The organism is Streptomyces sp. H27-D2, from assembly GCF_035828615.1.
Taxonomy (GTDB): Bacteria; Actinomycetota; Actinomycetes; order Streptomycetales; family Streptomycetaceae; genus Streptomyces.
On record NZ_JAYMZR010000013.1, the window covers coordinates 1 to 26,449 of the forward strand.

16 protein-coding genes and 1 pseudogene are annotated in these 26,449 nt (G+C 71.8%); 2 read left to right on the forward strand and 15 right to left on the reverse strand.

Translation table 11 applies throughout. The features are described from left to right. Window positions 1-7: 7 nt before the first annotated feature. The 5 genes from ilvC to QMK28_RS07905 form a co-directional block, all read right to left on the reverse strand. A complete protein-coding gene (ilvC, locus tag QMK28_RS07885) occupies window positions 8-1,006 on the reverse strand; it encodes a ketol-acid reductoisomerase (RefSeq protein WP_326436299.1) in 999 nt (332 codons plus the stop codon). Between the two features lie 137 nt (window positions 1,007-1,143). Then, window positions 1,144-1,671: an acetolactate synthase small subunit gene (gene ilvN, locus QMK28_RS07890; RefSeq protein WP_326436300.1), complete on the reverse strand. Its 528-nt coding sequence runs from the start codon at window positions 1,669-1,671 to the stop codon at window positions 1,144-1,146. Window positions 1,672-1,704: 33 nt separating this feature from the next. Then, window positions 1,705-3,636, reverse strand: coding sequence for an acetolactate synthase large subunit (locus QMK28_RS07895; protein WP_326436301.1), 1,932 nt, complete (start codon window positions 3,634-3,636; stop codon window positions 1,705-1,707). Window positions 3,637-3,840: 204 nt separating this feature from the next. After that, the gene (locus tag QMK28_RS07900; RefSeq protein WP_326436371.1) at window positions 3,841-6,720 is read right to left on the reverse strand and encodes a putative bifunctional diguanylate cyclase/phosphodiesterase; all 2,880 of its coding nucleotides are present in this window, start codon (window positions 6,718-6,720) and stop codon (window positions 3,841-3,843) included. Between the two features lie 435 nt (window positions 6,721-7,155). After that, the gene (locus QMK28_RS07905; protein WP_326436302.1) at window positions 7,156-8,094 is read right to left on the reverse strand and encodes a 2-hydroxyacid dehydrogenase; all 939 of its coding nucleotides are present in this window, start codon (window positions 8,092-8,094) and stop codon (window positions 7,156-7,158) included. Window positions 8,095-8,183: 89 nt separating this feature from the next. Here QMK28_RS07905 and QMK28_RS07910 point away from each other — a divergent pair, with 89 nt between their 5' ends. Both QMK28_RS07910 and QMK28_RS07915 read left to right on the forward strand, forming a co-directional pair. Then, complete coding sequence (locus QMK28_RS07910; RefSeq protein ID WP_326436303.1) at window positions 8,184-9,218, forward strand: aldo/keto reductase; 1,035 nt, start codon at window positions 8,184-8,186, stop codon at window positions 9,216-9,218. A gap of 269 nt (window positions 9,219-9,487) precedes the next feature. Further along, complete coding sequence (locus QMK28_RS07915) at window positions 9,488-10,663, forward strand: PQQ-dependent sugar dehydrogenase (RefSeq protein WP_326436304.1); 1,176 nt, start codon at window positions 9,488-9,490, stop codon at window positions 10,661-10,663. 162 nt (window positions 10,664-10,825) lie between these two features. On the opposite strand, the gene QMK28_RS07920 is transcribed toward QMK28_RS07915, so the two are convergent. The 10 genes and pseudogenes from QMK28_RS07920 to QMK28_RS07965 all read right to left on the reverse strand — a co-directional run bounded on the left by QMK28_RS07920 (window position 10,826) and on the right by QMK28_RS07965 (window position 26,306). After that, complete coding sequence (locus tag QMK28_RS07920) at window positions 10,826-14,176, reverse strand: helix-turn-helix transcriptional regulator (protein ID WP_326436305.1); 3,351 nt, start codon at window positions 14,174-14,176, stop codon at window positions 10,826-10,828. A 94-nt stretch (window positions 14,177-14,270) separates the two neighbouring features. Further along, window positions 14,271-14,465 carry a hypothetical protein gene (locus tag QMK28_RS07925; protein WP_326436306.1) on the reverse strand — a complete coding sequence of 65 codons (195 nt, stop codon included), beginning with the start codon at window positions 14,463-14,465 and terminating at the stop codon, window positions 14,271-14,273. 226 nt (window positions 14,466-14,691) lie between these two features. After that, the gene (locus tag QMK28_RS07930) at window positions 14,692-15,363 is read right to left on the reverse strand and encodes a hypothetical protein (RefSeq protein WP_326436307.1); all 672 of its coding nucleotides are present in this window, start codon (window positions 15,361-15,363) and stop codon (window positions 14,692-14,694) included. Between the two features lie 57 nt (window positions 15,364-15,420). Then, window positions 15,421-17,620, reverse strand: a pseudogene (locus QMK28_RS07935) (MMPL family transporter). Window positions 17,621-17,917: 297 nt separating this feature from the next. Beyond that, window positions 17,918-20,029 carry a phosphocholine-specific phospholipase C gene (locus QMK28_RS07940; protein ID WP_326436308.1) on the reverse strand — a complete coding sequence of 704 codons (2,112 nt, stop codon included), beginning with the start codon at window positions 20,027-20,029 and terminating at the stop codon, window positions 17,918-17,920. Window positions 20,030-20,234: 205 nt separating this feature from the next. Then, the gene (gene gatB, locus QMK28_RS07945; RefSeq protein WP_326436309.1) at window positions 20,235-21,743 is read right to left on the reverse strand and encodes an Asp-tRNA(Asn)/Glu-tRNA(Gln) amidotransferase subunit GatB; all 1,509 of its coding nucleotides are present in this window, start codon (window positions 21,741-21,743) and stop codon (window positions 20,235-20,237) included. A 15-nt stretch (window positions 21,744-21,758) separates the two neighbouring features. After that, a complete protein-coding gene (locus QMK28_RS07950) occupies window positions 21,759-22,001 on the reverse strand; it encodes a hypothetical protein (protein WP_326436310.1) in 243 nt (80 codons plus the stop codon). After that, the gene (gatA, locus tag QMK28_RS07955) at window positions 21,998-23,497 is read right to left on the reverse strand and encodes an Asp-tRNA(Asn)/Glu-tRNA(Gln) amidotransferase subunit GatA (RefSeq protein ID WP_326436311.1); all 1,500 of its coding nucleotides are present in this window, start codon (window positions 23,495-23,497) and stop codon (window positions 21,998-22,000) included. The genes QMK28_RS07950 and gatA overlap by 4 nt, the downstream gene beginning before the upstream one ends. Before the next feature lie 5 nt (window positions 23,498-23,502). Continuing rightward, the gene (gene gatC, locus QMK28_RS07960) at window positions 23,503-23,799 is read right to left on the reverse strand and encodes an Asp-tRNA(Asn)/Glu-tRNA(Gln) amidotransferase subunit GatC (protein ID WP_326436312.1); all 297 of its coding nucleotides are present in this window, start codon (window positions 23,797-23,799) and stop codon (window positions 23,503-23,505) included. A 377-nt stretch (window positions 23,800-24,176) separates the two neighbouring features. Continuing rightward, a complete protein-coding gene (locus tag QMK28_RS07965) occupies window positions 24,177-26,306 on the reverse strand; it encodes a putative bifunctional diguanylate cyclase/phosphodiesterase (protein WP_326436313.1) in 2,130 nt (709 codons plus the stop codon). Between the last annotated feature and the right edge of the window lie 143 nt (window positions 26,307-26,449).

Here is a 26,449-nt window from a genome sequence, read left to right on the forward strand (position 1 = left end):
GAGAGGCTTACGCCTCCTCGTCGACCCAGCTCATGAGCTTGCGGAGCTCCTTGCCGGTGGTCTCCAGCAGGTGGTTCTCGTCGGCCTTCTTGTACTCGTTGTACTTGGGCAGACCCGAGTGGTACTCGGCCATCCACGCCTTGGCGAAGGTGCCGTCCTGGATCTCGCCGAGGATCTTCTTCATCTCGACCTTGGTCTGGTCGTTGATGATCCGCGGGCCGCTGATGTAGTCGCCCCACTCGGCGGTCTCCGAGATCGACCAGCGCATCTTCTCCAGGCCGCCCTCGTACATGAGGTCGACGATGAGCTTCAGCTCGTGCAGGCACTCGAAGTAGGCGATCTCCGGCTGGTAGCCGGCCTCGGTCAGCGTCTCGAAGCCCGCCTTGACCAGCGCGGCGGTGCCGCCGCAGAGGACCGCCTGCTCGCCGAAGAGGTCGGTCTCGGTCTCCTCGGTGAAGGTGGTCTTGATGACGCCCGCGCGGGTGCCGCCGATGCCCTTGGCGTACGAGAGGGCCAGTTCCAGGCCCTTGCCGGTCGGGTCCTGCTCGACGGCCACGATGCACGGCACGCCGCGGCCCTCTTCGTACTGACGGCGGACGAGGTGGCCCGGCCCCTTCGGCGCGACCATACAGACGTCGACGTTGGCCGGCGGCTTGATGAACTCGAACCGGATGTTCAGGCCGTGGCCGAAGAACAGCGCGTCGCCGTCCTTGAGGTTGTCCTTGACGGACTCCTCGTAGACCTGCGCCTGGAGCGGGTCGGGAACCAGCATCATGATGACGTCGGCCTCGGCGGACGCCTCGGCGGGCGTGAGCACCCGCAGGCCCTGCTCCTCGGCCTTGGCCTTGGACTTGGAGCCCTCGTGCAGACCCACGCGGACGTCGACGCCGGAGTCCCGGAGCGACAGCGCGTGGGCGTGGCCCTGGCTGCCGTAACCGAGAACCGCGACCTTGCGGCCCTGGATGATGGACAGGTCAGCGTCGTCGTCGTAGAACATCTCGGCCACTGGAGGATCTCCTTGTTTCGGGTTGTGCGTCCCACCGTATGACGGGGAGCGGGTGGGAAGTCTCGGGGTCTCGGAATACGGTCGCCCGGTCGAGCGGCGACGGGGTGCGGCTAGGGCGGAACAGGCCCTAGTGCGTACTAGGCGCTGCGGTCGAGCGCGCGCAGCGACCGGTCGGTGATGGAGCGCCCACCGCGGCCTATGGCGATGGTGCCGGACTGCACCAGTTCCTTGATGCCGAACGGCTCCAGCATCTTGAGCATCGCTTCGAGCTTGTCGGCGCCGCCGGTGGCCTCGATGGTGACGGCCTCCGGCGCGACGTCGACGGTCTTGGCGCGGAAGAGCTGGACGATCTCGACGATCTGGGAGCGGGTCTCGTTGTCGGCGCGGACCTTCACCAGGACGAGCTCGCGCTGGATCGCAGCGCTGGGCTCGAGTTCGACGATCTTCAGGACGTTGACCAGCTTGTTGAGCTGTTTGGTGACCTGTTCCAGCGGGAGCGCCTCGATCACGTTCACCACGATGGTGATGCGCGAGATGTCGGGGTGCTCGGTGGTGCCGACCGCGAGTGAGTCGATATTGAAGCCGCGGCGGGAGAACAGGGCGGTGATCCGGGCGAGGACACCGGGCTTGTTCTCCACCAGGACGGAGAGCGTGTGCTTTGACATGGGCTCGTTCTCTCTCTTCTCTGTGTCCCGCGCTCAGTCGTCCGTGTCGCCGAAGTCCGGGCGGACGTCCCGGGCGGCGAAGATCTCGTCGTTGGAGGTGCCCGCGGCGACCATCGGCCAGACCATGGCGTCCTCGTGGACGATGAAGTCCACGACCACCGGGCGGTCGTTGATGGAGTTGGCCTTCTCGATGACCGCGTCCAGCTGGGACGGGTCCTCGCAGCGCAGACCGACGCAGCCCATCGCCTCGGACAGCTTGACGAAGTCCGGGATACGGGTGCCCTTGTTCTCGGCCGAGCCGGTGCCGACCGTGGAGCCGCTGCCGGCGTTGGTGTCGCCGTTGTGCAGCACGGTGTTGGAGTAGCGCTGGTTGTAGAACAGCGTCTGCCACTGGCGGACCATGCCCAGCGCGCCGTTGTTGATGATCGCGACCTTGATCGGGATGTTGTTGAGCGCGCAGGTGGCCAGTTCCTGGTTGGTCATCTGGAAGCAGCCGTCGCCGTCGATCGCCCAGACCGTGGCCTCGGGCCGGCCGGCCTTGGCGCCCATGGCCGCCGGGACCGCGTAGCCCATGGTTCCGGCGCCGCCGGAGTTGAGCCAGGTCGAGGGCTGCTCGTAGTCGATGAAGTGCGAGGCCCACATCTGGTGCTGGCCGACGCCCGCCGCGTAGACGGTGCCCTCGGGGGCCAGCCGGCCGATCCGCTGGATGACCTGCTGCGGCGAGAGGCTGCCGTCCGCGGGCAGGTCGTAGCCCAGCGGGTAGGTGTCGCGCCAGCGGTTGAGGTCGGTCCACCACTCGGCGTACCGGGTGCGGGCGTGCGGGCCGAGCGGGACCTTGCCGCTCGGGGCGCCGTCCGTGCTCCCGGCGGCCTCGCCGAACTCGGTCTGCAGCGCGACGACCAGGTCGGCGATGACCTCGCGGGCGTCGCCGACGATCGGCACGTCCGCGACGCGGTTCTTGCCGATCTCGGCCGGGTCGATGTCCGCGTGCACGATCTTGGCGAACGGGGCGAACGAGTCGAGCCGGCCCGTGACGCGGTCGTCGAAGCGCGCGCCCAGCGCGATGATCAGGTCGGCCTTCTGGAGCGCGGTGACGGCCGTGACCGCGCCGTGCATGCCGGGCATGCCGACGTGCTGCGGGTGGCTGTCGGGGAACGAGCCGAGCGCCATCAGCGTGGTGGTGACGGGCGCGCCGGTCAGCTCGGCGAGGACGCGCAGCTCGGCGGTCGCGCCGGCCTTCATGACTCCGCCGCCGACGTACAGCACCGGGCGCTTGGCCTCGTTGAGCAGCCGGGCGGCCTCGCGGATCTGCTTGGCGTGCGGCTTGGTGACCGGGCGATAGCCGGGCAGGTCGGTCTGCGGGGGCCAGGAGAAGGTGGTCTTCGCCTGCAGGGCGTCCTTGGCGATGTCCACCAGCACCGGTCCCGGGCGGCCCGTGGACGCGACGTGGAACGCCTCGGCGATCACCCTGGGGATGTCGTCCGCGTTGGTGACCAGCCAGTTGTGCTTGGTGATCGGCATCGAGATGCCGCAGATGTCCGCCTCCTGGAAGGCGTCCGTGCCGATCGCCTTGGAGGCGACCTGGCCGGTGATCGCGACCAGCGGGACCGAGTCCATGTGGGCGTCGGCGATCGGGGTGACGAGGTTGGTGGCGCCCGGTCCTGAGGTCGCCATGCAGACCCCGACCTTGCCGGTGGCCTGGGCGTAGCCGGTCGCGGCGTGGCCCGCGCCCTGCTCGTGGCGGACCAGGATGTGGCGCACCTTCGAGGAGTCCATCATCGGGTCGTAGGCGGGGAGGATCGCACCGCCGGGGATGCCGAAGACGGTGTCGGCGCCGACTTCCTCAAGAGAACGGATGAGGGCCTGCGCGCCCGTGCAGTGCTCGACGGGTGCGGGCTGCTGTCCGCCGGTACGGGGCCGCGGCTGCGGGTGGTGGGCCCCGGTGGCCTGTTCGGTCATCGGCATTCTCTTCTCGAAGATGAGGGTTTGTGAGGAGATCTGCTCAGTGCCAGTGCAACAAAAAACCCCTCGAGCCGTGAGGCAGTCGAGGGGAGCGCGTCGGTGATGTCAGCAGGACTTTCGAGGAAGTCCTGCTCAGCCGACGCGCTGTCCAAGTACGAGAATTCGGGTGCGCATGACATTGACCATCCCCCTGGCGCAGGGTAGGTGTCAAGTAGGTGGGACGGGCGTCTCAGCATTTGAAACCAGCGGGGGCCGGAAGGGCGGGTGGAACGGGGGGTGCGCCGAGAGCGCTCCGCCGACCAGCGCGGGGCCGCCCACCCCCGGCAGCGGGTAGCCGCCGCGGGCCAGCGAGCGGCGCAGCCGGTGTTCGTCGAGCGGGCCGGAGAAGGCCATGCCCTGGCCGTGCGTGCACCCCATGGCGCGCAGCGCGACGACCTGGTCCGGCAGGTCCACGCCGTCCGCCACGGACTGCATCCCGAGGTCGGCGGCGATCCGCAGCAGCCCGGCGGTGATCTTGTGCAGCCGGGCGGACTCGACCACGCCCTCGACCAGACCGCGGTCCAGCTTGAGTATGTCGATGGGGAGCCGGCGCAGCGCGCTGATCGCGGCGTAGCCGCTGCCGAAGCCGTCGAGGGCGATGCGCACGCCGAGCCGGTGCAGCCCCACCAGGCGCTGTTCCAGCTCGTCCATCGGCACCCTGGGGTCACTGTCGGCCAGCTCCAGGATGAGGGCGCCGGACGGCAGACCGTGCCGGATCAGCAGTGCCTCGATGCTCTTGGGCGGCAGCGCGCGGTCCACCAGGCGGCGAGCGGAGAGTCGTACGGTCACCGGCACCGGGTGTCCGGCGCGGTGCCGCTGCGCGGCCTGTTCGACGGCCTCCTCCAGCTGCCAGCGGCCCAGCTCGGCGGTGCGGGCCCCGTCGTCGTACTGGCCGGTCTCGGCGACCCGCAGGAACTCGGCGGGGGTGAACAGGATGCCCTGCGCGGAGCGCCAGCGGGCCTGCGCGGAGACGGCGGAGATCCGGCCGCCGTCCAGTTCGACGACGGGCTGGTGCAGCAGGGCGAACTCGCCGTCGTGCAGCGCCGTGCGGAGCCGGGTGGCCAGCTCGGCCCGGCGCACCACGTCGGCCTGCATCTGCGGGGCGTACATCTCGACCCGGCCCTTGCCGGCGGATTTCGCGCGGTACATCGCGAGGTCGGCGTTGCGCATCAGGTCGGCGGGGGTGATGCCGGGCTCGGCGAAGGCGACGCCGATGCTGGCGGCGACGCGCACTTCGGTGCCGTTGACCCGGTAGGGCCTGGAGAGGTTGAGGCGCAGCCGGTCGGCGATGTCGTGGACGCGGAATTCGCGGACCGTGTGGTCGCGGGTGCCGTCGCCGCGGATGAGAGTGGCGAACTCGTCGCCGCCGAGCCTGGCGGCGGTGTCGACGGCGCGTACGGACTCCTGGAGGCGGCGGGCTGCCTGGATGAGGAGTTCGTCGCCCGCCTGGTGGCCGACGGAGTCGTTGACCGCCTTGAAGCCGTCGAGGTCGATGAAGAGCACGGCGGCGTCGAGGTCGGAGGCGCGCCGGCCGCCGAGCGCCTGCCGGACCCGTTCGGTGAACAGGGCCCGGTTGGGCAGGTCGGTGAGCGGGTCGTGCGAGGCGTTGTGCTGGAGCTGGGCCTGGAGCCGGACCCGTTCGGTGACGTCGCGGCTGTTGAAGATCAGGCCGCCCTGGTGCCGGTTGACGGTGGATTCGACGTTGAGCCACTGGGCGCCGTCGGAGCGGCTGCCGCCGGCCCTGAAGCGGCATTCGATACGGGTGGTCGGCTCGTCGTCGGGCGGCGCGGCGAGAAACCGCCGGACTTCGTGGACCACCCGGCCCAGGTCCTCGGAGTGGATGAGGGAGGCCAGTTCGGAGCCGACCAGCTCCTCCGCCTCGCGGCCGTAGACGCCCGCGGCGGCGGGGCTGACGTAGCGGAGCACGCCGGTCGGGGCGGCGATCATGATGACGTCGCTGGAGCCCTGCACCAGGGAGCGGAAGTGGTTCTCCTTCTGGGCCAGTTCCTGGGTGAGGCTGATGTTGTCGAGCAGCATGATGCCCTGCCGGACGACGAGGGCGAGCACTACCGTGCAGGCGGTGAACAGCACCACCCGGTCGATCCGGCGGCCGTCGATGACGGTGTAGAGGATGCCCAGGGTGCAGACGGCGGCGGCGAGGTAGGGCGTCAGGGCGGCGAGCGAGCCCGCGATGGGGCGGCTCGGGTTGCGGTCGTTGCGGACGCCCCGGTCCCAGTCGATCCGCTCCCCCACGCCGCGCTTGGCGACCCAGGGGGCGTACGCGAGCAGCAGCGAGCCGGCGAACCAGCCCGCGTCGAGGAGCTGGCCCGAGCGGTACTCCTCGCGGAGCAGCGGCGAGGTGAACAGCGCGTCGCACAGCACGGTGAGCGCGAGGGCGGCGATGGCGGTGTTGATCGCGGAGCGGTTGGCCGAGGAGCGCCGGAAGTGCAGCGCGAGCACCATGCTGACGAGCGCGATGTCGAGCAGCGGATAGGCCAGTGAGAGCGCGGTGTGCGCGACGGTCTCGCCGTCGAAGTGCGCGGTGTGGGCGAGCGCCAGGCTCCAGGAGAGGGTCAGCAGCGAGCCGCCGATCAGCCAGGCGTCCAGGCCCAGGCAGACCCAGCCGGCGCGGGTGACCGGGCGCTTGGCGAGGACCAGCAGGCCGACGATGGCCGGTGGCGCGAAGAGCAGGAAGCTGAAGTCGGCGAACGAGGGGCTCGGCACGGGCTGCCGGAGCACCACCTCGTACCAGCCCCAGGCGCCGTTGCCGAGCGCGGCCATCGCGGAGGAGACCGCGAACAGCAGCCAGGCGGGTCGAAAGCGGGTCGCGTGGCTGCGGGCGTACCAGAGGCAGGAGACGGCGGCGGTGAGGGCGGCGGCGCTGAGGCCGAAGTCACCCATGCACTTCGCGACCCCGGGGGAGCCCCAGCCGAGCGCGGAGCCGGTGGCGTACCCGCCGCAGAGCAGGGCCAGGACGACCTGCGGCAGCACCCCGGCCGGTCCGCCGGAGGCCGACTCCCGGGAGAGCACCGCGCTCGACGCGCTCACCACGCAGTCCTCGACCGCATCGTCCTCGACCGCATCGTCCTCGACCGCGCAGTCCTCGACCGTACGGTCCGCAGCCGTACGGTCCGCGGCGGCGGGGCCCAGCGATGTCGTGGTCGACAGTCGCCCCGTGTCGGGTACTTGCTCCATTGGCCGTGCATCGCCCGTCGCCCCCCTAGAGTTCCGGTCCTACGCGCACGCCGTATCCCGCATGGCGTGGCCCCCGATTCGGGACGATACACCAGATCGGTCACTCAGGGACATACTTCCTCTACACAGCGTAACTACCTGCGGAATCACGGCTACTGAGTGCATTCACACCGCTCCGCAGGGTGCTTTGAGCAGACAATTCGACTGCCGGGATGGCGTCGGGAGGGCACCGGGAGCGGCGGGTGGGAAAGCGGCCGGCCACTCCCCCGCCCGCTTCGCGCTCCGCGGTCAGCCGCTCGTCACCACCACGTGCTGGAGTTCCTCGCCCGCCGCGAAGCGCCGCAACTGCTCGCGCAGCAGCCGCTTCGCGCGGGGCAGGAAGGCCGACGTCGGGCCGCCGACGTGCGGGGTGATGAGCACACCGGGGGCGTGCCACAGCGGATGACCCGCAGGCAGCGGCTCCGGGTCGGTCACATCGAGAGCCGCCCGCAGCCGGCCGGAGTCCAGCTCGGCGAGCAGCGCCTTGGTGTCGACGACGGCGCCGCGGGCCACGTTCACCAGCAGCGCGCCGTCCCGCATCCGGGCCAGGAAGTCGGCGCCGACCAGGCCGCGGGTCTCGTCGGTGAGCGGGGTGGAGATCAGCACGACGTCGGCGTCCGGCAGCAGTTCGGGCAGCTCCGAGAACGGCAGCACCGGGCCGTGCGCCGTCTCGCGGGCGGAGCGCGCGACGCGCACGACCCGCGCGCACTCGAAGGGCGCGAGCCGGTCCTCGATGGCGCTGCCGATCGCGCCGTAGCCGACGATCAGCACCGACTTGTCGGCGAGCGCCGGGTAGAAGCCGCTCCGCCACTCCTCCGCGTCCTGGCCGCGGACGAAGCCGGGGATGTCGCGGAGCGAGGCGAGGGTGAGGGTCAGGGCCAGTTCGGCGGTGCTCGCCTCATGGACGCCGCGGGCGTTGCACAGCCGCACACCGGGCGGCAGTCCCGGCAGGGCGGGCAGCATCTGGTCCATGCCGGCGGTGAGGGTCTGCACTACCTGTAGGCGCGTCATCCGCGGCAGCGGGCGCACGGCGACCTCCGCACCCCGCATGTACGGAACGCCGTAGAAGACGCAGTCCGCGGGGTCCGCGGGGAACTCGGAGCCACCGTCCCAGTGGGCGTACTCCAGGCCGTCGGGGAGTCCGCCGATCTCGTCGGCGGGGATGGGAAGCCATACGTCAGCACTCATGCCCCGAGGCTATGCGAACGAGATCTTCCACAGAGGTTAGTTTGGACTGCGTCCCTGATGGGGGCGTCGGGGACGGAGGACAGGACCAGGTGGAGCGCAGGACGATCGGTGCGGCGGCACTCGAAGTGAACGCGGTGGGTCTCGGCTGCATGCCGATGAGCTGGGCGTACACCGCGTCGCAGCAGGACGGCGAGAGCTCCCTGCGCACGGTGCGCGCCGCCCTCGACCGCGGTCCGGTGCTGTTGGACACCGCGGACATGTACGGCCCGTTCACCAACGAACTGTTGGTGGGCCGCGCGCTGCGGGAGCGCCGGGCGGACGCCTTCATCTCGACCAAGTGCGGGCTGCTGGTGGGCGATCAGCACATCGTCGCCAACGGACGCCCCGGGTATGTGAAGCGGGCTTGCGACGCGTCGCTGCGGCGGCTGGGGACCGGGACGATCGATCTCTACCAGCTGCACAGGGCCGATCCGGAAGTCCCCATAGAGGAGACCTGGGGCGCGATGGCGGAGCTCGTCGCGGCGGGCAAGGTGCGCGCCCTGGGGCTGTGCGCGGTCGGTGCGCGGGCGCAGTTCCGCACCGGGAAGGGCCCCGGGCGTGTGGGTGCGGGCGCGGGGCGCGCGGGAGCGCGGATGCACGACAACACCCTGCGGCAACTGGAGCGCGTCCAGCAGGTGTTCCCGGTCAGCAGCGTGCAGGCCGAGCTGTCGGTGTGGTCCACGGACGCGCTGGGCGCGCTGCTGCCGTGGTGCGAGGCGCGCGGCATCGGCTTCCTGGCGGCGATGCCGCTGGGCAACGGCTTTCTGACCGGCACGCTGAAGCCGGGCCAGGGCTTCGAGCCGGAGGACGTACGGGCCCGGCACCCGCGGTTCACGGCCGAGATGATGGCGGCGAACCAGCCGATCGTGGCCGGGCTGCGGCGGATCGCCGAGCGGCGCTCGGTGACGACCGCTCAGGTCGCGCTGGCCTGGGTGCTGGCGCAGGGGCGGCACGTGGTGCCGGTGCCGGGGGCGAAGAAGGAGCGCTGGGTACGGGAGAACACGGACGCGGCGCGGCTGGTGCTGAGCGCGGGCGAACTGTCCGAGATAGCGGCGCTGCCGCATGCGGTGGGGTCGTGGGACTGATATCGGCTTCGGGTCGGTTCCTGAGGGCGCTCGGGCGGCGCTCCGGGGCCTCTCGGGCGGCTCCACGGGGGCTCCGCAGGGGCTCCACGGGGAGGCTTCGGCCGGCTTCGCACTGCTTCGCGCGGCTTCGGGAACGGCTGATGGTGCGAGAACGGAACCTCGGGGCTCCGGGCGGTGTATCAAGCAGTGTGGGGTGTTCCACCACACCGCTGAACCGCTGACCGTGCTCGAAGCGGTCACCCGAAAGACCCGAACGAAGGGGACCAACCGTGCGTCGTCCTGTTGTGACCGCCGCGCTCGCGGCTGCCGCGCTCCTGCTCGCGGCCGGGTGTTCGTCCGACGAGGACGGCGCCGGCCGCCCGGCGCGGAGCTCGTCGTCGAGTCCGGGCGGGGCCGGCGCCGACGGCGAGTCGTCCTCCCCGGCGGAGCCCCCGTCCTCGCCCGCCCCCGCCAAGGGCTCGGTGAAAGTGGAGCGCACGCTCACCGAAAACCTCGACTCCCCCTGGGGGCTCGCCCCGCTGCCGAACGGCGATCTGCTGATCGCCTCCCGCGACAGCGGGAAGATCCTCCGAATCAGCGCCGACGACGGCAAGAAGACGGAGCTCGGCTCGGTGCCCGGCGTCTCCGCGAGCGGTGAGGGCGGCCTGCTCGGCCTGGCCCTGGCCCCCGCCTTCGGCGCGGACCACATGGTCTACGCGTACTTCACGACCGCGTCCGACAACCGCATCGCCCGGATGAGCTACGACGACAAGAAGCCCGCCGGCAGCCAACTGGGGGCTCCCGACACGATCTTCAAGGGCATCCCCAAGGGCGAGATCCACAACGGCGGCAGAATCGCCTTCGGCCCGGACAAGATGCTCTACGCCGGAGCGGGTGAGACCGGCGACCGCGGCCTGGCCCAGGACAAGGAGTCCCCGGCCGGCAAAATCCTCCGCATGACCCCGGAGGGCGAACCGGCGCACGGAAACCCGGAAGCCGACTCGGTGGTCTATTCGTACGGGCACCGCAATGTGCAGGGGCTCGCCTGGGACGCCCAAAAGCACCTCTGGGCCTCCGAGTTCGGCCAGGACGCCTGGGACGAGCTGAACCTCATCGAGCCGGGCAAGAACTACGGCTGGCCCCTGGTCGAGGGCAGGCGGGAGAAAGCGGGATACGTCGAGCCGGTCGAGCAGTGGAAGACGGCCGACGCCTCACCGAGCGGCATCGCCTTCGCCAAGGGCTCCATCTGGATGGCCGGGCTGCGCGGCGAGCGGCTGTGGCGCATCCCGCTGGACGGGACGAAGCCGGTCGCCGAACCGCAGGCGTTCCTGAACGGGAAGTACGGCCGGCTGCGCACGGTGGTGGCCACGGAGGACGGCGGGCTGTGGCTCGTCACCAACGAGACGGATTCGCGCGGCACGCCGGAGAAGGGTGACGACCGCATCCTGCGGCTGGAAGTCAGCTAGGCCGTGCTCTGAGCGAGCGCTGTCTGCGGGCACAGTCTGCGGGCGCTGTTCTGTGAGCGCTGTCCTGTGAGCACTGGCAGTACCGGCCCCTTCCGGAGCGCCTCCGGCCCGTCGCGTCTCCCGCCCGGGGCGACGACTGAGGCCGTACGGACAGCGCCGGACTCAGCCGATGCGCTCGGGCTGGGACTGGGACTGGGGCTGGGGCTGGGACTCGGGCTCGGCGAACAGCCGCAGCCGGTGGGCCAGGGCCGCGGCCTCACCGCGGCCCGAGAGGCCCAGTTTCGCCAGGATGTTGGAGACGTGCACGCTCGCCGTCTTCGGTGAGATGAACAGCTCCTCGGCTATCTGACGGTTGCTGCGCCCCGTCGCGACCAGCCGGAGCACGTCGCGCTCGCGCGGGGTCAGCCCCAGCGACTCGGCGGCGTCGGCCGGGGCCGTGACACCCGGCCGGCCGCTGCCGGAGCCGCGTGCGGCAGCGCGACCGTTCGCGCCGGCCGACCGTCTGACCAGCGGCAGCCGCGCCCGCTGCGCCAGGATCACGATGTCCTCGATCAACGGGCGGGCGCCCAACCGCTCGGCGACCGCCAGCGACTGCGCCAGCAACCCGGCCGCGCGCTCCCGGGCCGCCCGCACATCCGTGACGGGGGCGGGCGGGCCGGCGGAGCCGGCGCCGGGGCCCGAGCCGGAGTCGGAGACAACGTCGGGGCCGGGGCCCGAACCTGAGCCGACACCAGAACCCGAGCCGAGGCCGGAGTCCACACCGGCACCCGAGCCGGAACCTGAGCCCGATCCAGATCCCGAAGCGAGCCCAACGCCAACGCCGGAGGCAGCGAGAACGTCGCTGCCACCCCCCGCGCCTCCCCCGCCCCCCACGCCAGAGGCGATCAACGCGTCGGCCCAGCGGTAGCGGACCCGCGCCAGCTCGTACGGGCGGTCCAGCGGTTCGAAGGCCGCCGCTGTGCGGGCCCACTGGTCCGGGTCGTCGCGGCCGTCGGCGCGGAGCAGTTCGGCGTGCAGCAGCTGGGCGTGCGCCTCCCAGACCGGTACGGGGCGGGGCAGCCGCTTCGTCGCCTCGCTGATCCGGGCCAGCACCGCCGCCCGCCCGGCGTCGGCCGCCGGCAGGCCGCGGGCGTCCGCTTCCGCCGTGGCCGCCGCGCACAGCAGCCGCCAGGCGTAGCGCTGGGTGCCCGGCATGAAACCGGTGTCGAGGGCGCCGGTCAGCTCGGCCCGTACGTCGGCGATCCGGCCGCGCGCCGCCGCGATCCGCAGGGCCAGCCGGGCGAGGTTGATGGTGTACTGCGGCTGCGGGTCGTGGGTGCCGTACTCATGGCGGGCGAGCGCGAGTTCCTGTTCGGCCGTGTCCAGGTCGCCGCGCTCCAGGGCCAGGCAGGTGTAGCGGACGGCTGCCGCGCCGCGCGGCCGGGGGCTCTGTCCGGCCCGCCGGGTCGCGGCGGCGGCTGCCTCCGACTCGTCCCAGCGCCCCAGGGCGAACAGCGACTCGGACTGGTTGCCGAGCACCCACGCCTTGGCGTCCTGGAGTCCGAAGCGGTGGTAGATCGTGTTGCCCGCCTCGGCCACCTCGACGGCCTGCGCGGAGCGGCCCACGCCTTCGAGGGCGGAGGCCAGATTGACGTGGCAGCGGCCGAGCACTCCGACGTCGCCCAGTTCGACGACGCGCTTGCACACCGTGGCCATCTCGGCGAGCCCGGCCTCCACCTCACCCGAGTCGATCATGAGCCCGCTGAGCGTGATCCGGGCGTGCATCTCCAGTTCCTCGGCGCCGACCAGCCGGGCCAGCTCCACCGCGCGCTCGGCGGCGTCATAGCTGTCCGGGCCCGGCTGGTGCACCGCGAGCCAGCCCGCGGCCTGGGCGAGCACCTCGGCGTGCACGACGGACGGCGGCAGTCCGCGCACCAGCTCCTGCGCGGTGCCCAGTTCGGCCCAGCCGTCGCCGCGGCCGAGGCTTGAGACGATCTTGCAGCGCTGGACCCAGAACCAGGCGGCGCGCAGCGGGTCGTTGCCGCCGTCGAGCACCCGCAGGGCCCGCTTGGTGACGGTGAGCGCGCGCTCCCGCTCCCCCGACAGCTGGGCCGCGACCACGACTTCGGCGAGCAGGTCGAGCAGCCGCAGCGCGTCCTCGTCGCAGCCGCAGGCCGGGTACGCTCCGGCGGCGTCGATCGGCCGCAGCGCCTGGCGCACCTCACGCGGGGTGTCCTCCCACAGCTCCATGGCCCGCTCCAGCAGCCGCAGTTGCTCGGCGAAGGCGTGCCGCCGCCGGGCCGCGACGGAGGCTTCGAGCACGGCGGGCAGCGCCTTGGCGGGGTCGTGGGCGTGGTACCAGTAGCTCGCGAGCCGGGTCGCGCACTCCTCGGCCCGCACGAGTGCGGGCGCGGCCTCCAGGGCTTCGGCGTAGCGGCGGTTGAGGCGGCTGCGCTCGCCGGGCAGCAGGTCGTCGGCGACCGCTTCGCGGACCAGGGAGTGCCGGAAGCGGTAGCCGTCGCCGTCGTTCGTGGGGAGCAGGATGTTGGCGCCGACGGCTATCCGCAGCGCCTCGATGAGGTCGTCCTCGCTCAGCCGGGCGACGGCCGCGAGCAGGTGGTGTTCGACGGTGGAGCCGCCCTCGGCTGCGATCCGCACGACCCGCTGGGCGTCGTCGGGCAGCGATTCGACGCGGACCAGCAGCAGGCCGCGCAGCGAATTGCTCAGGCCGGTGCTGCGGCCCTCGCTGATGCTGGCGGCGAGCTCCTCGACGAAGAAGGCGTTGCCGTCGGAGCGGTCGAAGACCCGGTCGACCAGGGCCTGGTCGGGTTCGGCGCCGTTGATGCCGGCCATCTGGCCGCGCACTTCGTCGCGGTTGAAGCGGCGCAGTTCGATCCGCCGGACGGTTCGCATCCGGTCGAGTTCGGCGAGGAAGGGGCGCAGCGGGTGCCGGCGGTGGACGTCGTCGGCGCGATAGGTGGCGACGATGACCAGGCGGGCGTGCTGGAGGGTGCGGAAGAGGTAGGCGAGGAGTTCGCGGGTGGAGCGGTCGGCCCAGTGCAGGTCCTCGATCGCGAGGACGAGGGTGCGCTCGGCGGCGAGGCGTTCCAGCAGCCGGGCGGTGAGCTCGAAGAGCCGGGCCCGGCCGTCCTCGTCGTGCGATTCGCGGGCGGTCTCGCCGAGTTCGGGCAGCAGTCGGGCCAACTCGCCCTCCTGGCCGGCGGCGGCCTGGGCCAGTTCGTCGCCGAGCTGCCGGCGCAGGGCGCGCAGCACGGTCGACACGGGGGCGAACGGCAGCCCCTCGGCGCCGATCTCGATGCAGCCGCCGACGGCGGTGACGGTTCCGGCGGCGTTCGCGGCGGCGAGGAACTCCTCGACGAGCCGGGTTTTGCCGACGCCCGCCTCGCCGCCCACGAGCAACGCCTGCGGCTCGCCCGCGGCGGCGCGGGCGAGCGCGTCGGTGAGGGTGGTCAGCTCTTCTGCGCGGCCGATGAACACCGGGCTGACGGACGTGGTCTGCACGGGGCTGAGCATCGCACAGGGGTCCGACAGTCCGGCAGTGGATTTTCCGGCAGCGGATTTCTCGGTACGGGACACAGCGCGGCTGATCGTCGCGGCCGGGCGGCGGTTACGCGGTGGCGCGCCGCGACCGTAGGGGGCTGCGGCTCCGGCCGGGCTGCTCGCTCACCCGGCCCTCCGCCTCGTTGCCGGCCGAGCGACGGGCGGCGGTGGTTGTCCGTACCGCCTCGCGTGCCAGCCGGTAGCGGTCGGCCCGCTGGATCAGTTCGGCGGAGCGGAGCTGGTGAAGTTCGTAGTGGAACATCTGGATCTCCTGGTGACGGTGGCTTCTCGCGGCTTCTTGCCGTGCTTGAAGCTTCGTCTCCCAGGGGGGTCCGGCACATCGGGCGAGTGCCTGATCCAGAACTGCCCGGGGGCCTTAGGCGGGGGTCCCTTACGGGCTGGGCCGCCTAAGGCCGCGGGCCGCGCACCTCAGACCCCGGCGGTGAGGGCGTGCCGCGCCCTCACGCCGGGGGTCGTCGCGCCAGGGGTCACTGTCCGGGGACCTGCGGCTGCGCCGGGGTCTTGGGAACCGTGGGCAGGTTGGCGAAGAGGTCGAAGTACATGCCGACCGCGATCAGCAGGCCGATGAGGCCGAGCGCGACGCCGCCCCAGGCGAGCGCCTTGACCCAGACCGGACGGGGGCCGTCGGCGGTCTCCGGGCGGAGCAGCACGGCGCCGCCGAGCACGATGGCGACGAGTGCGAACGCGCCGTTGAAGAGCGCGGTGGTGTGCCAGGGGTTGGCGTAGACCGCCTGGACCTGGTCGCTGGCCTTGCCGCCCTGGAGCTTGATCTGCCCGAGGAGCTGCTGGCGTTCGGCCATCAGCGTGCCGAGCCAGCTGCCGCTGATCGAGATGAAGCCGAGCGCCGTGCCGACGACCGCTCCGGCGCCGGAGAGCACGCCGGTGCGGGCGGGGGCCGCCGCCTCGTCGTCGTCCAGGTCGTCGAGGTCCTCGCCGAGGTCGTCGCGCGCGTCAGCGGAGGTCTCGGCGGTGGCCGGCTCGGCGTCGGTCACGGCCGTGCCCGCGGGCTCGTCCTTCGCGGTCTTGGCCGTGCCCTTGGCGGGGGCGTCGGCGGTGTCTACGGCGATCGCCTCGGAGGAGCGTGCCTCCGGCTCGTTGTCGCCCGTTCCGGCCGTCTTCTCAGTCTTCGTGATATCCATGAGGGCTCACCGTAGGGATGGTTTCTGAGAGCTGTATGAGGACGCGTGGGGCAGCGCTCAGCAGACGTGGGAGCGCTCGTCGGCGGCGCTCCGCTCAGCGGACGCCCGGGGCTCCGGCAGCAGGTCCCCGGGCGGTCCCGGCGACGGCTCCGGCTCCCGTTCGACGGGCTGCGCCGGCCTCGCCGTGAGGGCGGACTCGGCCGGCGGCTCGATGCTGAAGCGCGGCAGCAGCCGGTCCAGCCAGCGCGGTATCCACCAGTTCGCGCCGCCCAGCAGATGCATCAGTGCGGGCACCAGGAGCGTGCGGAGCAGGAAGGCGTCCAGCGCGACGGCCGCGGCCAGCCCGATGCCGAACATCGCGATGATCCGGTCGCCGCTGAGCACGAACGCCGAGAAGACGGCGATCATGATGACCGCGGCGGAGTTGATCACCCGGCCGGTCTCGGCGAGTCCGACCCGTACCGAGCGCCGGTTGTCGCCGGTCCGCCGCCACTCCTCGTGCATCCGGCTGACCAGGAAGACCTGGTAGTCCATGGAGAGCCCGAAGAGCACCGAGACCATGATCACCGGTAGGAAGGGCTCGATCGGACCCGCGCTGCCCAGTCCGAGCAGCTCGCTGCCCCAGCCCCACTGGAAAACCGCGACGACGATCCCGAAGGACGACGCGACGGCGATCACGTTCATCGCCGCCGCCTTCAGCGGGATGCCGACGCTCCGGAAGGCGAGCAGCAGCAGCGCGCAGCCCAGCGCGATGACGACGCCGACGAAGAGCGGCAGCTTGTCGACGATCACCGAGGCGAAGTCGTCGTAGCTCGCGGTGAGCCCGCCCACCTGGGTGTCGAGCGAGGTGCCCGCCTCGGCCCGCGGCAGCACGTCGGCGCGCAGCCGCTCGACGAGTCCGGAGGTGGCCTCGGACTGCGGGGCGGTCGTCGGGACGACCGTGATCACGCCGGTGCCGCCGCTGCCGTCGAACACCGGGCCCGAAGCCGTCCGCGAGCAGGTCGTAGGCCTGCCGGGTGGTGGCGGATGAGGCGTTGTTGCCCTGGTCGGAGGTGCCCAGGTGCAGCGAGAACACGGGGATCGCCAGGATCAGCATGACGGCGGCGGCGATGCCACCGAGCAGTTTGGGATGCCGCTCGACGAAGGCGGACCAGCGGGCGGCGATGCCGGTGGGCGGTTCGGGCCGCGGTCCGTGTTCGGCGAGCCCGCGCCGCTCGCGCCGGCTCAGGGCGCGGGTCCCGATCAGCCCGAGCAGCGCCGGCAGCAGGGTGATCGAGGCGGCCACGGTGAGCACGACGGTGAGCGAGGCGGCGATGGCCACCCCGTTGAGGAAGCTCAGCCGCAGTACGAGCATGCCGAGCAGCGCGATGCAGACGGTCGCGCCGGCGAAGACGACCGCGCGCCCCGAGGTGGCCACCGCCCGCGCGGCGGCCTCCGCGACCGGCAGGCCCTGCCGGAGCCCGCTGCGGTGCCGGGTGACGATGAAGAGGGCGTAGTCGATGCCCACGCCGAGGCCGATGAGCATGCCGAGCATGGGCGCGAAGTCGGCGACGGTCATCACATGGCCGAGCAGCCCGATGCCGAGATACGCGGTGCCGACGCCGACCAGCGCGGTCGCGATCGGCAGCAGCATGGCGGCGAGCGAGCCGAAGGCGAGGAAGAGCACCACGGCGGCGGCAGCGATGCCGACGATCTCGCTGAGGTGCGCGGTGGTCTTCTCGGTGAGGGCGATGCCCGCCCCGCCCAGTTCGACCTGGACTCCGGTGGTCCCGGCGGCGGTCGCGGTGGCCGCGGACCGCTGGGCGGCGGCGGACTTCGCGGTGTCGACGACCCGCTCCACCCGCGCCCGGTCCAGCTCTTCGACGGGGGCGTCGAAGGAGACGCTCGCGTAGGCGGTGCGGCCGTCGTCGCTGATCCTGGCAGCGCCGTCGGCGCCGTACGGGCCGCTGACCTCGGCGACGCCGGGCAGCCGGGCTATCTTTTCGAGCGCCCCGGTCATCCGGTGCTCGACGTCGGCGGTGCGCACGGTGCCGCCGTCGGCGCGCCAGACGATGGTGTCGCTGTCCCCCGGCCGGCCGGGGAACGCCTCCTGGAGGAGCGCGCTCGCTCTGCCGGATTCGGTGCCGGGCACCTCGTAGTCGTTGGAGTACGCGGTGCCGGCGAGGGCCGCCGCGAGCGCGACGCCCCCGAGGGCGGCGAGCCACAGCGCGATGACGAGAAGGCGGCGCCGGAGGCACCAGCGGGCGAGTTCGGCCATGACCTGCTTCCGGGCCGTGCGTCGATCACCCACGGGGAGGACCGGAGCGGTCGAGCGCATGACGGACAAGGGACACATCGAGCGCCTCGCACTCCGCGCGGGAGGGAAGCCGCGGGGTGCCGGAGGCTGCGTATGACTGCGGATGTGCGGATGACTGCGGATGACAGGGGCCCCGCCACCGGCCCGGTGAAAGGTGGTGGCGGGGCCTCCGTTTCAGCACTCTCGCAGCACGAAGAGATCTTTTGCGGCTTTTGTGGGTTTACCCACATAACCCGTCATACCCCGTGCAGAAATGGGTCAGCCCGTGACGGACGCCCTGCCGTTCTCGATGTGGCCCATCAGCCGACGGGCGAACGAGGCGTCCTCCGCGGCCGTGAGGCTCACGTCGTACCAGCCGTGCGCCCGCTCCGCCGCGACCGGCAGCGTCCGCGAGGCGCCCGGCCGGAGGGTGAGAGTCTGCTTGCGCGCGTCGCTGTAGGCGTCGGCGCGCAGCGTGAGGGTCAGCGTCCGGCGGCCCCGGTTGGTGAGGGTGAGGTGCAGCTCCCGGTGCCGGGCCTCGACCCGGCCGGCGACCTCCAGCGCGGCGGCGGCCCCGTCCCCCGTACCGGCGAACTCGCGGCGGAAGCCGTTCGGCCCGGTGAGCGTGAAGCGGTACGCGCCGTCCTTGACCGGCACGTCCCACTCGGCCCTGCCCAGCACCTCCCGGTGCTGCGGCGTCGCGTACTCGCCCGCGTACGGGTAGAGCGCGAGGTGCGCGGCGGCCCGGCCGGTGTTGCGCAGCGCGAGCCGGAAGACCCCGGCGCGGGCGTCGAAGCGCCCGTACGCGTCCGGCTGGTAGGGCAGCGGGCGGGCAGGCCGGTGGCCGTGCTCCTGCTCCGGGAGCCGCTGGTCCGCCGGCGGGGCGGGCCGCCAGCGCCCGGTGAAGGCCGGTATCGCGCCCGGCCGGTCCACGGACGGCTGCCTGCGCCCCCGCGAGAAGTCGAAGGCCGAGGTCAGGTCGCCGCAGACGGTCCGCCGCCAGGCGCTGATGTTGGGCTCGCGCACCCCCAGCCAGGTCTCCATGAACCGGGTGATCGAGGTGTGGTCGAAGACCTGCGAGCAGGCGAAGCCGCCGACCGTCCAGGGCGAGACGACGGTCATCGGCACCCGCATGCCCAGCCCGGTGGGCTTGCCCTCCCAGAACTCGCCCTCGGTCCCGGCGGCCGGCACCGGCGGCGGCACATGGTCGTAGAAGCCGTCGTTCTCGTCGTAGGTGAGGAAGACGGCGGTGTGCCGCCAGACCTCGGGGTTCGAGGCGAGCGCGTCGAGGATCTTGTACGTGATGGTGGCGCTGGCGATCGGCGAGGAGGCGCCGGGGTGCTCGGAGTCGACGGCCGAGGGCACCAGGTACGACACCTTGGGCAGCTTCCCCGCGGCCACGTCCGCGCGGAACGCGTCGGCCAGCCCGTCCGTCCTGCCCCGCCGCAGCGCCCGCTCGAAGAGGCTGCGCTCCGCGCGGCTGAGCGTCGCCACCCCTTCGTCGAGCAGCCCGAGCAGCCGGGTGCGCTCCGCTTCCGAGGCCGCGTCGCGCACCTTGGCGTAGAACGCCTCCATGTACGCGAAGTCACCGGCCTTGGCGAGCGCCTTGCGCGCGACGGCCTTGAAGGAGGCGTAGAACTCCAGGTTGTTGTCGGTGAAGTTCTCCCACTCCTGGTAGACCTTCCAGCTCACCCCGGCGGCTTCGAGCCGCTCCGGGTAGGTGGTCCAGGTGTAGCCGGTGTGGGTGCCCTCGCTGTACGCGTCATTGCCGACCGCCCGCTTGCCGGTGCCCGGCTCGAAGCCGGTCCAGCCGCTCACCAGGTGGTTGCGGTTGGGGCTGGTGGAGCTGTGGATGGACGAGTGGTAGGCGTCGCAGATGGTGAAGGTGTCGGCCAGCTCGTAGTGGAACGGCAGGTCGCGCCGGTCGTAGAAAGCCAGCGTGGCACCGGTCTTGGCGGTCACCCAGTTGTTCATCCAGCCGTCGTTCCACGCCTTGGCCCCACCGCTCCAGCTGTGGTCCAGGTCACCGATGTACTGGAGGTCCTTGTGCTGCGCCTCGGCCGCCTCACGCACCGGGAACGGCAGTACGGTCCCCACGCCGAGCGCTCCTGGCTGCTCGAACACGCTCTTGCCGCCGGGCAGCCGGATCGCGTTGCGGTCCCCGAAGCCGCGGACGCCGCGCAGCGAGCCGTAGTAGTGGTCGAACGAGCGGTTCTCCTGCATCAGGATCACCACATGCCGGATGTCGCCGATGCCCTTCGCCGCACCCGCGGCCGGCTCGGCGGCCAGCGCCTGCTGGAGCGAGGGCGGCAACAGCGACCCGGCCGCGGCGGCGCCGACCGCGCCGCCGCCGAGAGCGAGCATCCGCCGCCGTGAGATGTCCGTGGTCAAGTGGGCCTCCTGAATCGGGTGTGACCTGCCGGAGGCTATGCAGGGCAGATGGCCGGGGGAAGACCTGTGCACGGCTGCGGAGGAAACGTCCAACAAGTGGGCGAGCGCGGTCCAAGCGGGCGGGGAACGCCGAAGGGCGGCGCCCCGGTCTCCCGGCACACCGCCCTCGGCGCGTGCACAGCCTCAGCTGCGCGCGCCCTGCCGACTACTCCTTCGGAGCCAGCCGCTCAAGAATCAGCTCGCGCACACGGGCGGCGTCCGCCTGTCCGCGCGTCGCCTTCATGACCGCGCCGACGAGCGCGCCCGCCGCGGCAACCTTGCCGTCGCGGATCTTGTCCGCGATGGCGGCGTTGCCCGCGATGGCCTCGTCCACGGCCGTGCCGAGCGCGCCGTCGTCGGAGACGACGGCCAGCCCGCGCTTCTCGACGACCTCGTCCGGGTCGCCCTCGCCGTCCAGTACGGCGTCGATGACCTGCCGGGCCAGCTTGTCGTTGAGCGAGCCCTCGGCGACCAGCGCCGCGACGCGCGCGACCTGGGCCGGGGTGATCGGCAGCGCGGTGAGCTCCTGGCCGGTCTCGTTCGCGCGCCGGGCCAGTTCGCCCATCCACCACTTACGGGCCTGGTCGGACGGTGCGCCCGCCGCGATGGTGGCGAGGATCGACGGGATCGCGCCGGCGTTGAGCACCGACTGCATCTCGTGGTCGGTCATGCCCCAGTCGGCCTGCAGCCGCTTGCGCTGCACGCTCGGCAGCTCGGGCAGTCCGGCCCGCAGCTCCTCGACCCACGCGCGGGCCGGGGCGATCGGGACCAGGTCGGGCTCCGGGAAGTACCGGTAGTCCTCGGCGTTGTCCTTGATGCGGCCGGCTGTGGTGCTGCCGTCCTCCTCGTGGAAGTGCCGGGTCTCCTGGAGGATCGCGCCGCCGTCGTTGAGCACAGCGGCGTGCCGCTGGATCTCGAAGCGCGCCGCCCGCTCCACGGAGCGCAGCGAGTTGACGTTCTTCGTCTCGGAGCGGGTGCCGAACTTCTCCCGGCCGTAGGGGCGCAGCGACAGGTTCACGTCGCAGCGCATCTGGCCCATTTCCATCCGGGCCTCGGAGACGCCGAGCGCCTTGATGAGCTCGCGCAGCTCGGCGACGTAGGCCTTCGCGACCTCGGGGGCCCGCTCACCCGCTCCCTCGATCGGCTTGGTGACGATCTCGATGAGCGGGATGCCGGCCCGGTTGTAGTCGAGCAGCGAGTGCGAGGCGCCGTGGATACGGCCCGTCGCGCCGCCGACGTGGAGGGACTTGCCGGTGTCCTCCTCCATGTGGGCGCGCTCGATCTGCACCCGGAAGACCTCGCCGTCCTCCAGCGAGACGTCCAGATAGCCGTTGAAGGCGATCGGCTCGTCGTACTGCGAGGTCTGGAAGTTCTTCGGCATGTCCGGATAGAAGTAGTTCTTCCGGGCGAAGCGGCACCACTCGGCGATCTCGCAGTTCAGCGCGAGACCGATCTTGATGGCCGACTCGATGCCGATGGCGTTGACCACCGGCAGCGCGCCGGGCATGCCGAGGCAGGTGGGACAGGTCTGCGAGTTGGGGTCGGCCCCCAGGGTGGTCGAGCACCCGCAGAACATCTTGGTCTTGGTGCCGAGCTCGACATGGACTTCGAGGCCCATGACGGGATCGTAGGTCGCCAGCGCGTCCTCGTAGGACACAAGTTCAGTGACGGTCACGGTAGAACTAACCTCTCAGCCCAGCAGGACGTCGTCGTCGCCCAGCCGCTTCAGCTCGCGGTAGAGCAGCGCGACACTCGTGGCGATGGCGGCGGCCGAGACCACGGCGTCGACCATCATCAGGGTGTCGTTGTCGCTCCGGGCGAGCTTGGCGCGCTTGGCGATGCCCACCACGCCGAAGAGCGAGGTGCCGATGGACAGATAGGTGCCGGCCCTGGACTTCTTGAATCCCTTGGCCTTGGCGAGTTTGCCACTCACAGCGACGGTGCCTCCTCGATCAGCGGGTGTCCCCAACGGGCGGTGAACGCGGCCTCGCCGGCCGCGCCGACCCGGTAGAGCCGGTCGTCGGCCATGGCGGGAGCGATGATCTGCAGCCCCACCGGAAGACCGTCCTCGGGCGCCAGGCCGCACGGCAGCGACATCGCCGCGTTGCCTGCCAGGTTGGACGGGATGGTGCACAGGTCGGCGAGGTACATCGCCATCGGGTCGTCCGCCCGCTCCCCGATGGGGAACGCGGTGGTCGGCGTCGTCGGCGAGATGAGCACCTCGACGTCCTCGAACGCCTTCGCGAAGTCCCGGGTGATCAGCGTCCGGACCTTCTGCGCCGAGCCGTAGTACGCGTCGTAGTAGCCGGAGCTGAGCGCGTACGTGCCCAGGATGATGCGGCGCTTGACCTCGTCGCCGAATCCGGCTTCGCGGGTCAGGGCCGTGACGTCCTCGGCGGAGCGCGTGCCGTCGTCGCCGACCCGCAGGCCGTAGCGCATGGCGTCGAAGCGCGCGAGGTTGGAGGAGCACTCGGACGGTGCGATCAGGTAGTACGCGGCGAGCGCGAGGTCGAACGACGGGCAGGAGATCTCGACGATCTCCGCGCCCAGCTCGCGCAGCAGCTCCACGGACTCGTTGAACCGCTGCATGACGCCGGCCTGGTAGCCCTCTCCGGCGAACTCCTTGACGACGCCGATCCGCATGCCCAAGACGTCGCCGTTGCGGGCGGCCTCGACGACGGACGGCACCGGTGCGTCGATGGACGTGGAGTCGAGCGGGTCGTGCCCGGCGATGACCTCGTGCAGCAGGGCCGCGTCGAGGACCGTGCGGGCACAGGGGCCGCCCTGGTCGAGCGAGGACGAGAAGGCGACCATCCCGTACCGGGACACCCCGCCGTAGGTCGGCTTGACGCCGACCGTGCCGGTGACGGCGGCCGGCTGGCGGATGGAGCCGCCGGTGTCGGTGCCGATGGCCAGCGGGGCCTGGTACGAGGCCAGCGCCGCCGCGGAGCCGCCGCCGGAGCCGCCGGGGACCCGGGTGAGGTCCCACGGGTTGCCGGTCGGGCCGTAGGCGCTGTTCTCGGTGGAGGACCCCATGGCGAACTCGTCCATGTTGGTCTTGCCGAGGATGACGACGCCGGCGTCCTTGAGGCGCTTGGTCACCGTCGCGTCGTACGGCGGGATCCAGCCTTCGAGCATCTTGGAGCCGACGGTCGTCGGGACGCCCTCGGTGGTGAAGATGTCCTTGAGCGCGAGCGGAACCCCGGCCAGCGGGCCGAGCTTCTCGCCCCTGGCGCGCTTCTCGTCGACGGCGCGGGCCTGCGCGAGCGCGCCCTCGCGGTCGACGTGCAGGAAGGCGTGCACCTTCTCGTCCACGGCGTCGATCCGGGCCAGGTGCGCCTCGGTGACGGCGACCGCGGTCACCTCGCCGGACGCGACCTTGGCCGCTGTCTCAGCGGCGGTGAGCTTGATCACATCAGTGCCGGTCATGGTGTTCACTCCTCCCCCAGGATCTGCGGCACCTTGAAACGCTGCTGCTCCTGCGCCGGGGCGCCGGACAGCGCCTGCTGCGGGGTCAGTGACGGACGGACCTCGTCCGCCCGCATGACGTTGGTCAGCGGGAGCGGGTGGGAGGTCGGCGGTACGTCCTCGTCGGCCACATCGGAAACGCGGGCGACCGCGCCGATGATCACGTCGAGCTGTTCGGCGAAGTGGTCGAGCTCTTCAGCCTTCAGCTCCAGACGTGACAGCCGGGCGAGGTGGGCGACCTCCTCGCGCGTGATGCCAGGCATGCAGCGATCCTCAGGGTGGGTGTATTGGGTTTCGGCAGCCCAATCCTATGGGGCCCGACGCCATGCCCGCGAAACGGTTTGCCGCGGGGCGGCCGGGGAGCCTCGAAAACGCACTGCCTCCTGCCGAGCCCCGACCCGGCCCGGTCGCCGCCGACGAGACGCGAGGGGGCGGGGCCGGAGGGGCGGTGGGTCCTGGACGCTGTCGTGTATTTGTGGGCCGCCAGGCCCGTAAATACACGGTCCAGGACCTACCGCCCCGCAGGCCCCGCCCCCGTCACCAACGTCCCACCGACGGCACACCCGGACGCGGCCCGCACCCACCGGACGGCCCCGGACGGCAGACGGCCCGCACCAAAATCCGCGCCCCGCGAAGCGCCCTACGTAACCGGCTGATCCAAATCCGCAGCCGGCGCATGCTGCGGCTCCGGCTCAGCCTCCGGCACCCGCCCGAGCGTCAGCTCGTCATGCCGGTGCCACCCGCTCTTACTGCGCAGCCGCAACCAAGCCGTGGCCTCCTCCGGCGGCATGGCCGCCGCGACCAGCCACCCCTGCACCGCGTCACACCCGAGATCCCGCAGCCGCTCCCACGTCTCGTCGTCCTCGACGCCCTCCGCGACGACGAGCAGCCCGAGCGAGTGCGCGAGGTCCACCGTGCAGCGGACGATCTCCGCGTCCTCGTTGTCGATCGCGAGCCGGGCGACGAAGGACCGGTCGATCTTCAGCTCGCTGACCGGCAGCTTCCGCAGGTGGACGAGGGAGGAGTAACCGGTGCCGAAGTCGTCCAGCGACATCTTCACGCCGTGCGCGGTGAGCCCGGCCAGCGTGTCGGCGGCCCGCTGCGGGTCTTCCAGCAGCACATGCTCGGTTATCTCCAACTGGAGCGCGCCGGGCGGCACTCCATGCCGGGCGAGCCGCGCCGCGACCGAGCCCGCGAAGCCGGGGGTGTGCACATCGCGCGGCGAGACATTCACCGCGACCGCCACCCGCAGCCCGCTCGCGCGCCAGATCGCGAGCTGCCCGAGCGCCTTCTCCAGGACGTACTCCGTCAGCTGCGGCATCAGCCCGGAGCTCTCGGCTATGGCGATGAACTCATCCGGGCTGACTCTTCCCCGCTCGGGGTGCACCCACCGTACGAGGGCCTCAAGACCGGAGACGTGCCCGTCGAAGCCGACCTTCGGCTGGTAGTGCAACTCGACCTCGCCGGCGTCCAGCGCGCGCCGCAGGTCGCCCAACAGGCCCAGCCGGTCAGGTGTGTTGCCGTCCCGCCGGGCCTCGTAGAGCTCGACTCCGCTGCGGTCCCGCTTCGCCTGGTACATCGCGACGTCAGCCCGGCGCAGCAGCCCTTCGGCGTCCAGCGCGTGGTCCGGGTAGACGGCGACTCCGGCGCTCGCTTCGAGGACGAGGCTGAGCCCGTCGAGGTCGAGGGAGGAGCCGAGCGCGGCGACGAGCCCGCGGGCGACGCGCTGCGCGCTGGTGAGCGAGTCGGCGACGGGGAGCAGTACGGCGAACTCGTCGCCGCCGAGCCGGGCGGCCTCCGCGCCGCGCGGGAGCGCGAGCCGCAGCCGGTCGGCGATCTGCAACAGCAGCCGGTCACCGGCCAGATGGCCGAGCGTGTCGTTCACCGATCGAAACCGGTCGAGGTCTATGAGGACGAGGGCGACCCGCTCGCCGCTCTCCTCCGCGTCGTCCAGCGCCGACCAGGTGCGCTCCAGCAGCCACTGCCGGTTGGGCAACCCGGTGAGCGGGTCGCGCAGTTGCTCCTCGGCGCGGGCGCGGGCGATCCACAGGGTCGAGTCGAGGGCGATGAGCGGCACCGCGAACAGCGGGAGCAGCATGGACGCGTGGACCATGATGACCACGATGAGCGGCGCGATGCCCAGCAGCGCCGCGCCGACCATCGCCTGCCGGGCGAGGGCGGTGCGGGCGACGGAGGTCAGGCCGCGGCCGCGCGGCGCCAGCGAGAACCAGAGCAGTGAGCGGGTCAGGAGTAAGTAACAGAAGGAGGCGACGACCACCTCGGGCAGGATGTCGGTGTTCCACTGCTCGGCAGCCCAGGGCCTCTCGACGGTCGGGGCGGGGCCGAGCGCGGTGAGCGCGTAGGCCGTCACGCCGATGCCGAGGATGTCGACCGAGCCGTGCAGTAGCGCCTGTCGCCAGCGGTGCCGTCGCGCGGCGCCGACGAGGGTCACCACGGCGAGGCTGACCACGACGGCCGGCAGCCAGCCGTAGAGCAGCAGCACGGCGAGCGTCAGGGCGGCACCCGAACCGGTGCCGCCCCACCAGCGGTCGCGGCCTATCGCGACCAGATGGCCGACGATGATGCCGGTGAGGATCGCGAGCGACCAGCCCTCGCTCCCGCCGGGGAATATCGCGTGGCCGCTGTCGAGGTGGCGGAAGACTCCGATCGCCAGCGCGACTGCCGCCACCGCGACCACGGCCACCGGGAACGCGGGTAGCGCGAGCCTGCGCAGCCAGGACGCCGCATCGGCGCTTTCGGTGGGTTTCATGCCCGTCCCTCTCACAGCCGGCGGTGCCCGCACCACGGAACGACGCAGTGTCACCAGACTCCGATGCCACCACGACTGAGTTCCCACCACGCAGCTGTGCACGGCAGGCGCACATCTCAACAGTAGGCCGCGTAAGCCGTCAG

Excerpts from the sequence above, each read along its gene's own strand:
- ilvN (WP_326436300.1), bottom strand. The coding sequence starts at position 1,671 with ATGTCAAAGCACACGCTCTCCGTCCTGGTGGAGAACAAGCCCGGTGTC.
- QMK28_RS07895 (WP_326436301.1), bottom strand. The coding sequence starts at position 3,636 with ATGCCGATGACCGAACAGGCCACCGGGGCCCACCACCCGCAGCCGCGG.
- QMK28_RS07905 (WP_326436302.1), bottom strand. The coding sequence starts at position 8,094 with ATGAGTGCTGACGTATGGCTTCCCATCCCCGCCGACGAGATCGGCGGA.
- QMK28_RS07920 (WP_326436305.1), bottom strand. The coding sequence starts at position 14,176 with ATGCTCAGCCCCGTGCAGACCACGTCCGTCAGCCCGGTGTTCATCGGC.
- QMK28_RS07925 (WP_326436306.1), bottom strand. The coding sequence starts at position 14,465 with ATGTTCCACTACGAACTTCACCAGCTCCGCTCCGCCGAACTGATCCAG.
- QMK28_RS07930 (WP_326436307.1), bottom strand. The coding sequence starts at position 15,363 with ATGGATATCACGAAGACTGAGAAGACGGCCGGAACGGGCGACAACGAG.
- gatA (WP_326436311.1), bottom strand. The coding sequence starts at position 23,497 with ATGACCGGCACTGATGTGATCAAGCTCACCGCCGCTGAGACAGCGGCC.
- gatC (WP_326436312.1), bottom strand. The coding sequence starts at position 23,799 with ATGCCTGGCATCACGCGCGAGGAGGTCGCCCACCTCGCCCGGCTGTCA.
- QMK28_RS07965 (WP_326436313.1), bottom strand. The coding sequence starts at position 26,306 with ATGAAACCCACCGAAAGCGCCGATGCGGCGTCCTGGCTGCGCAGGCTC.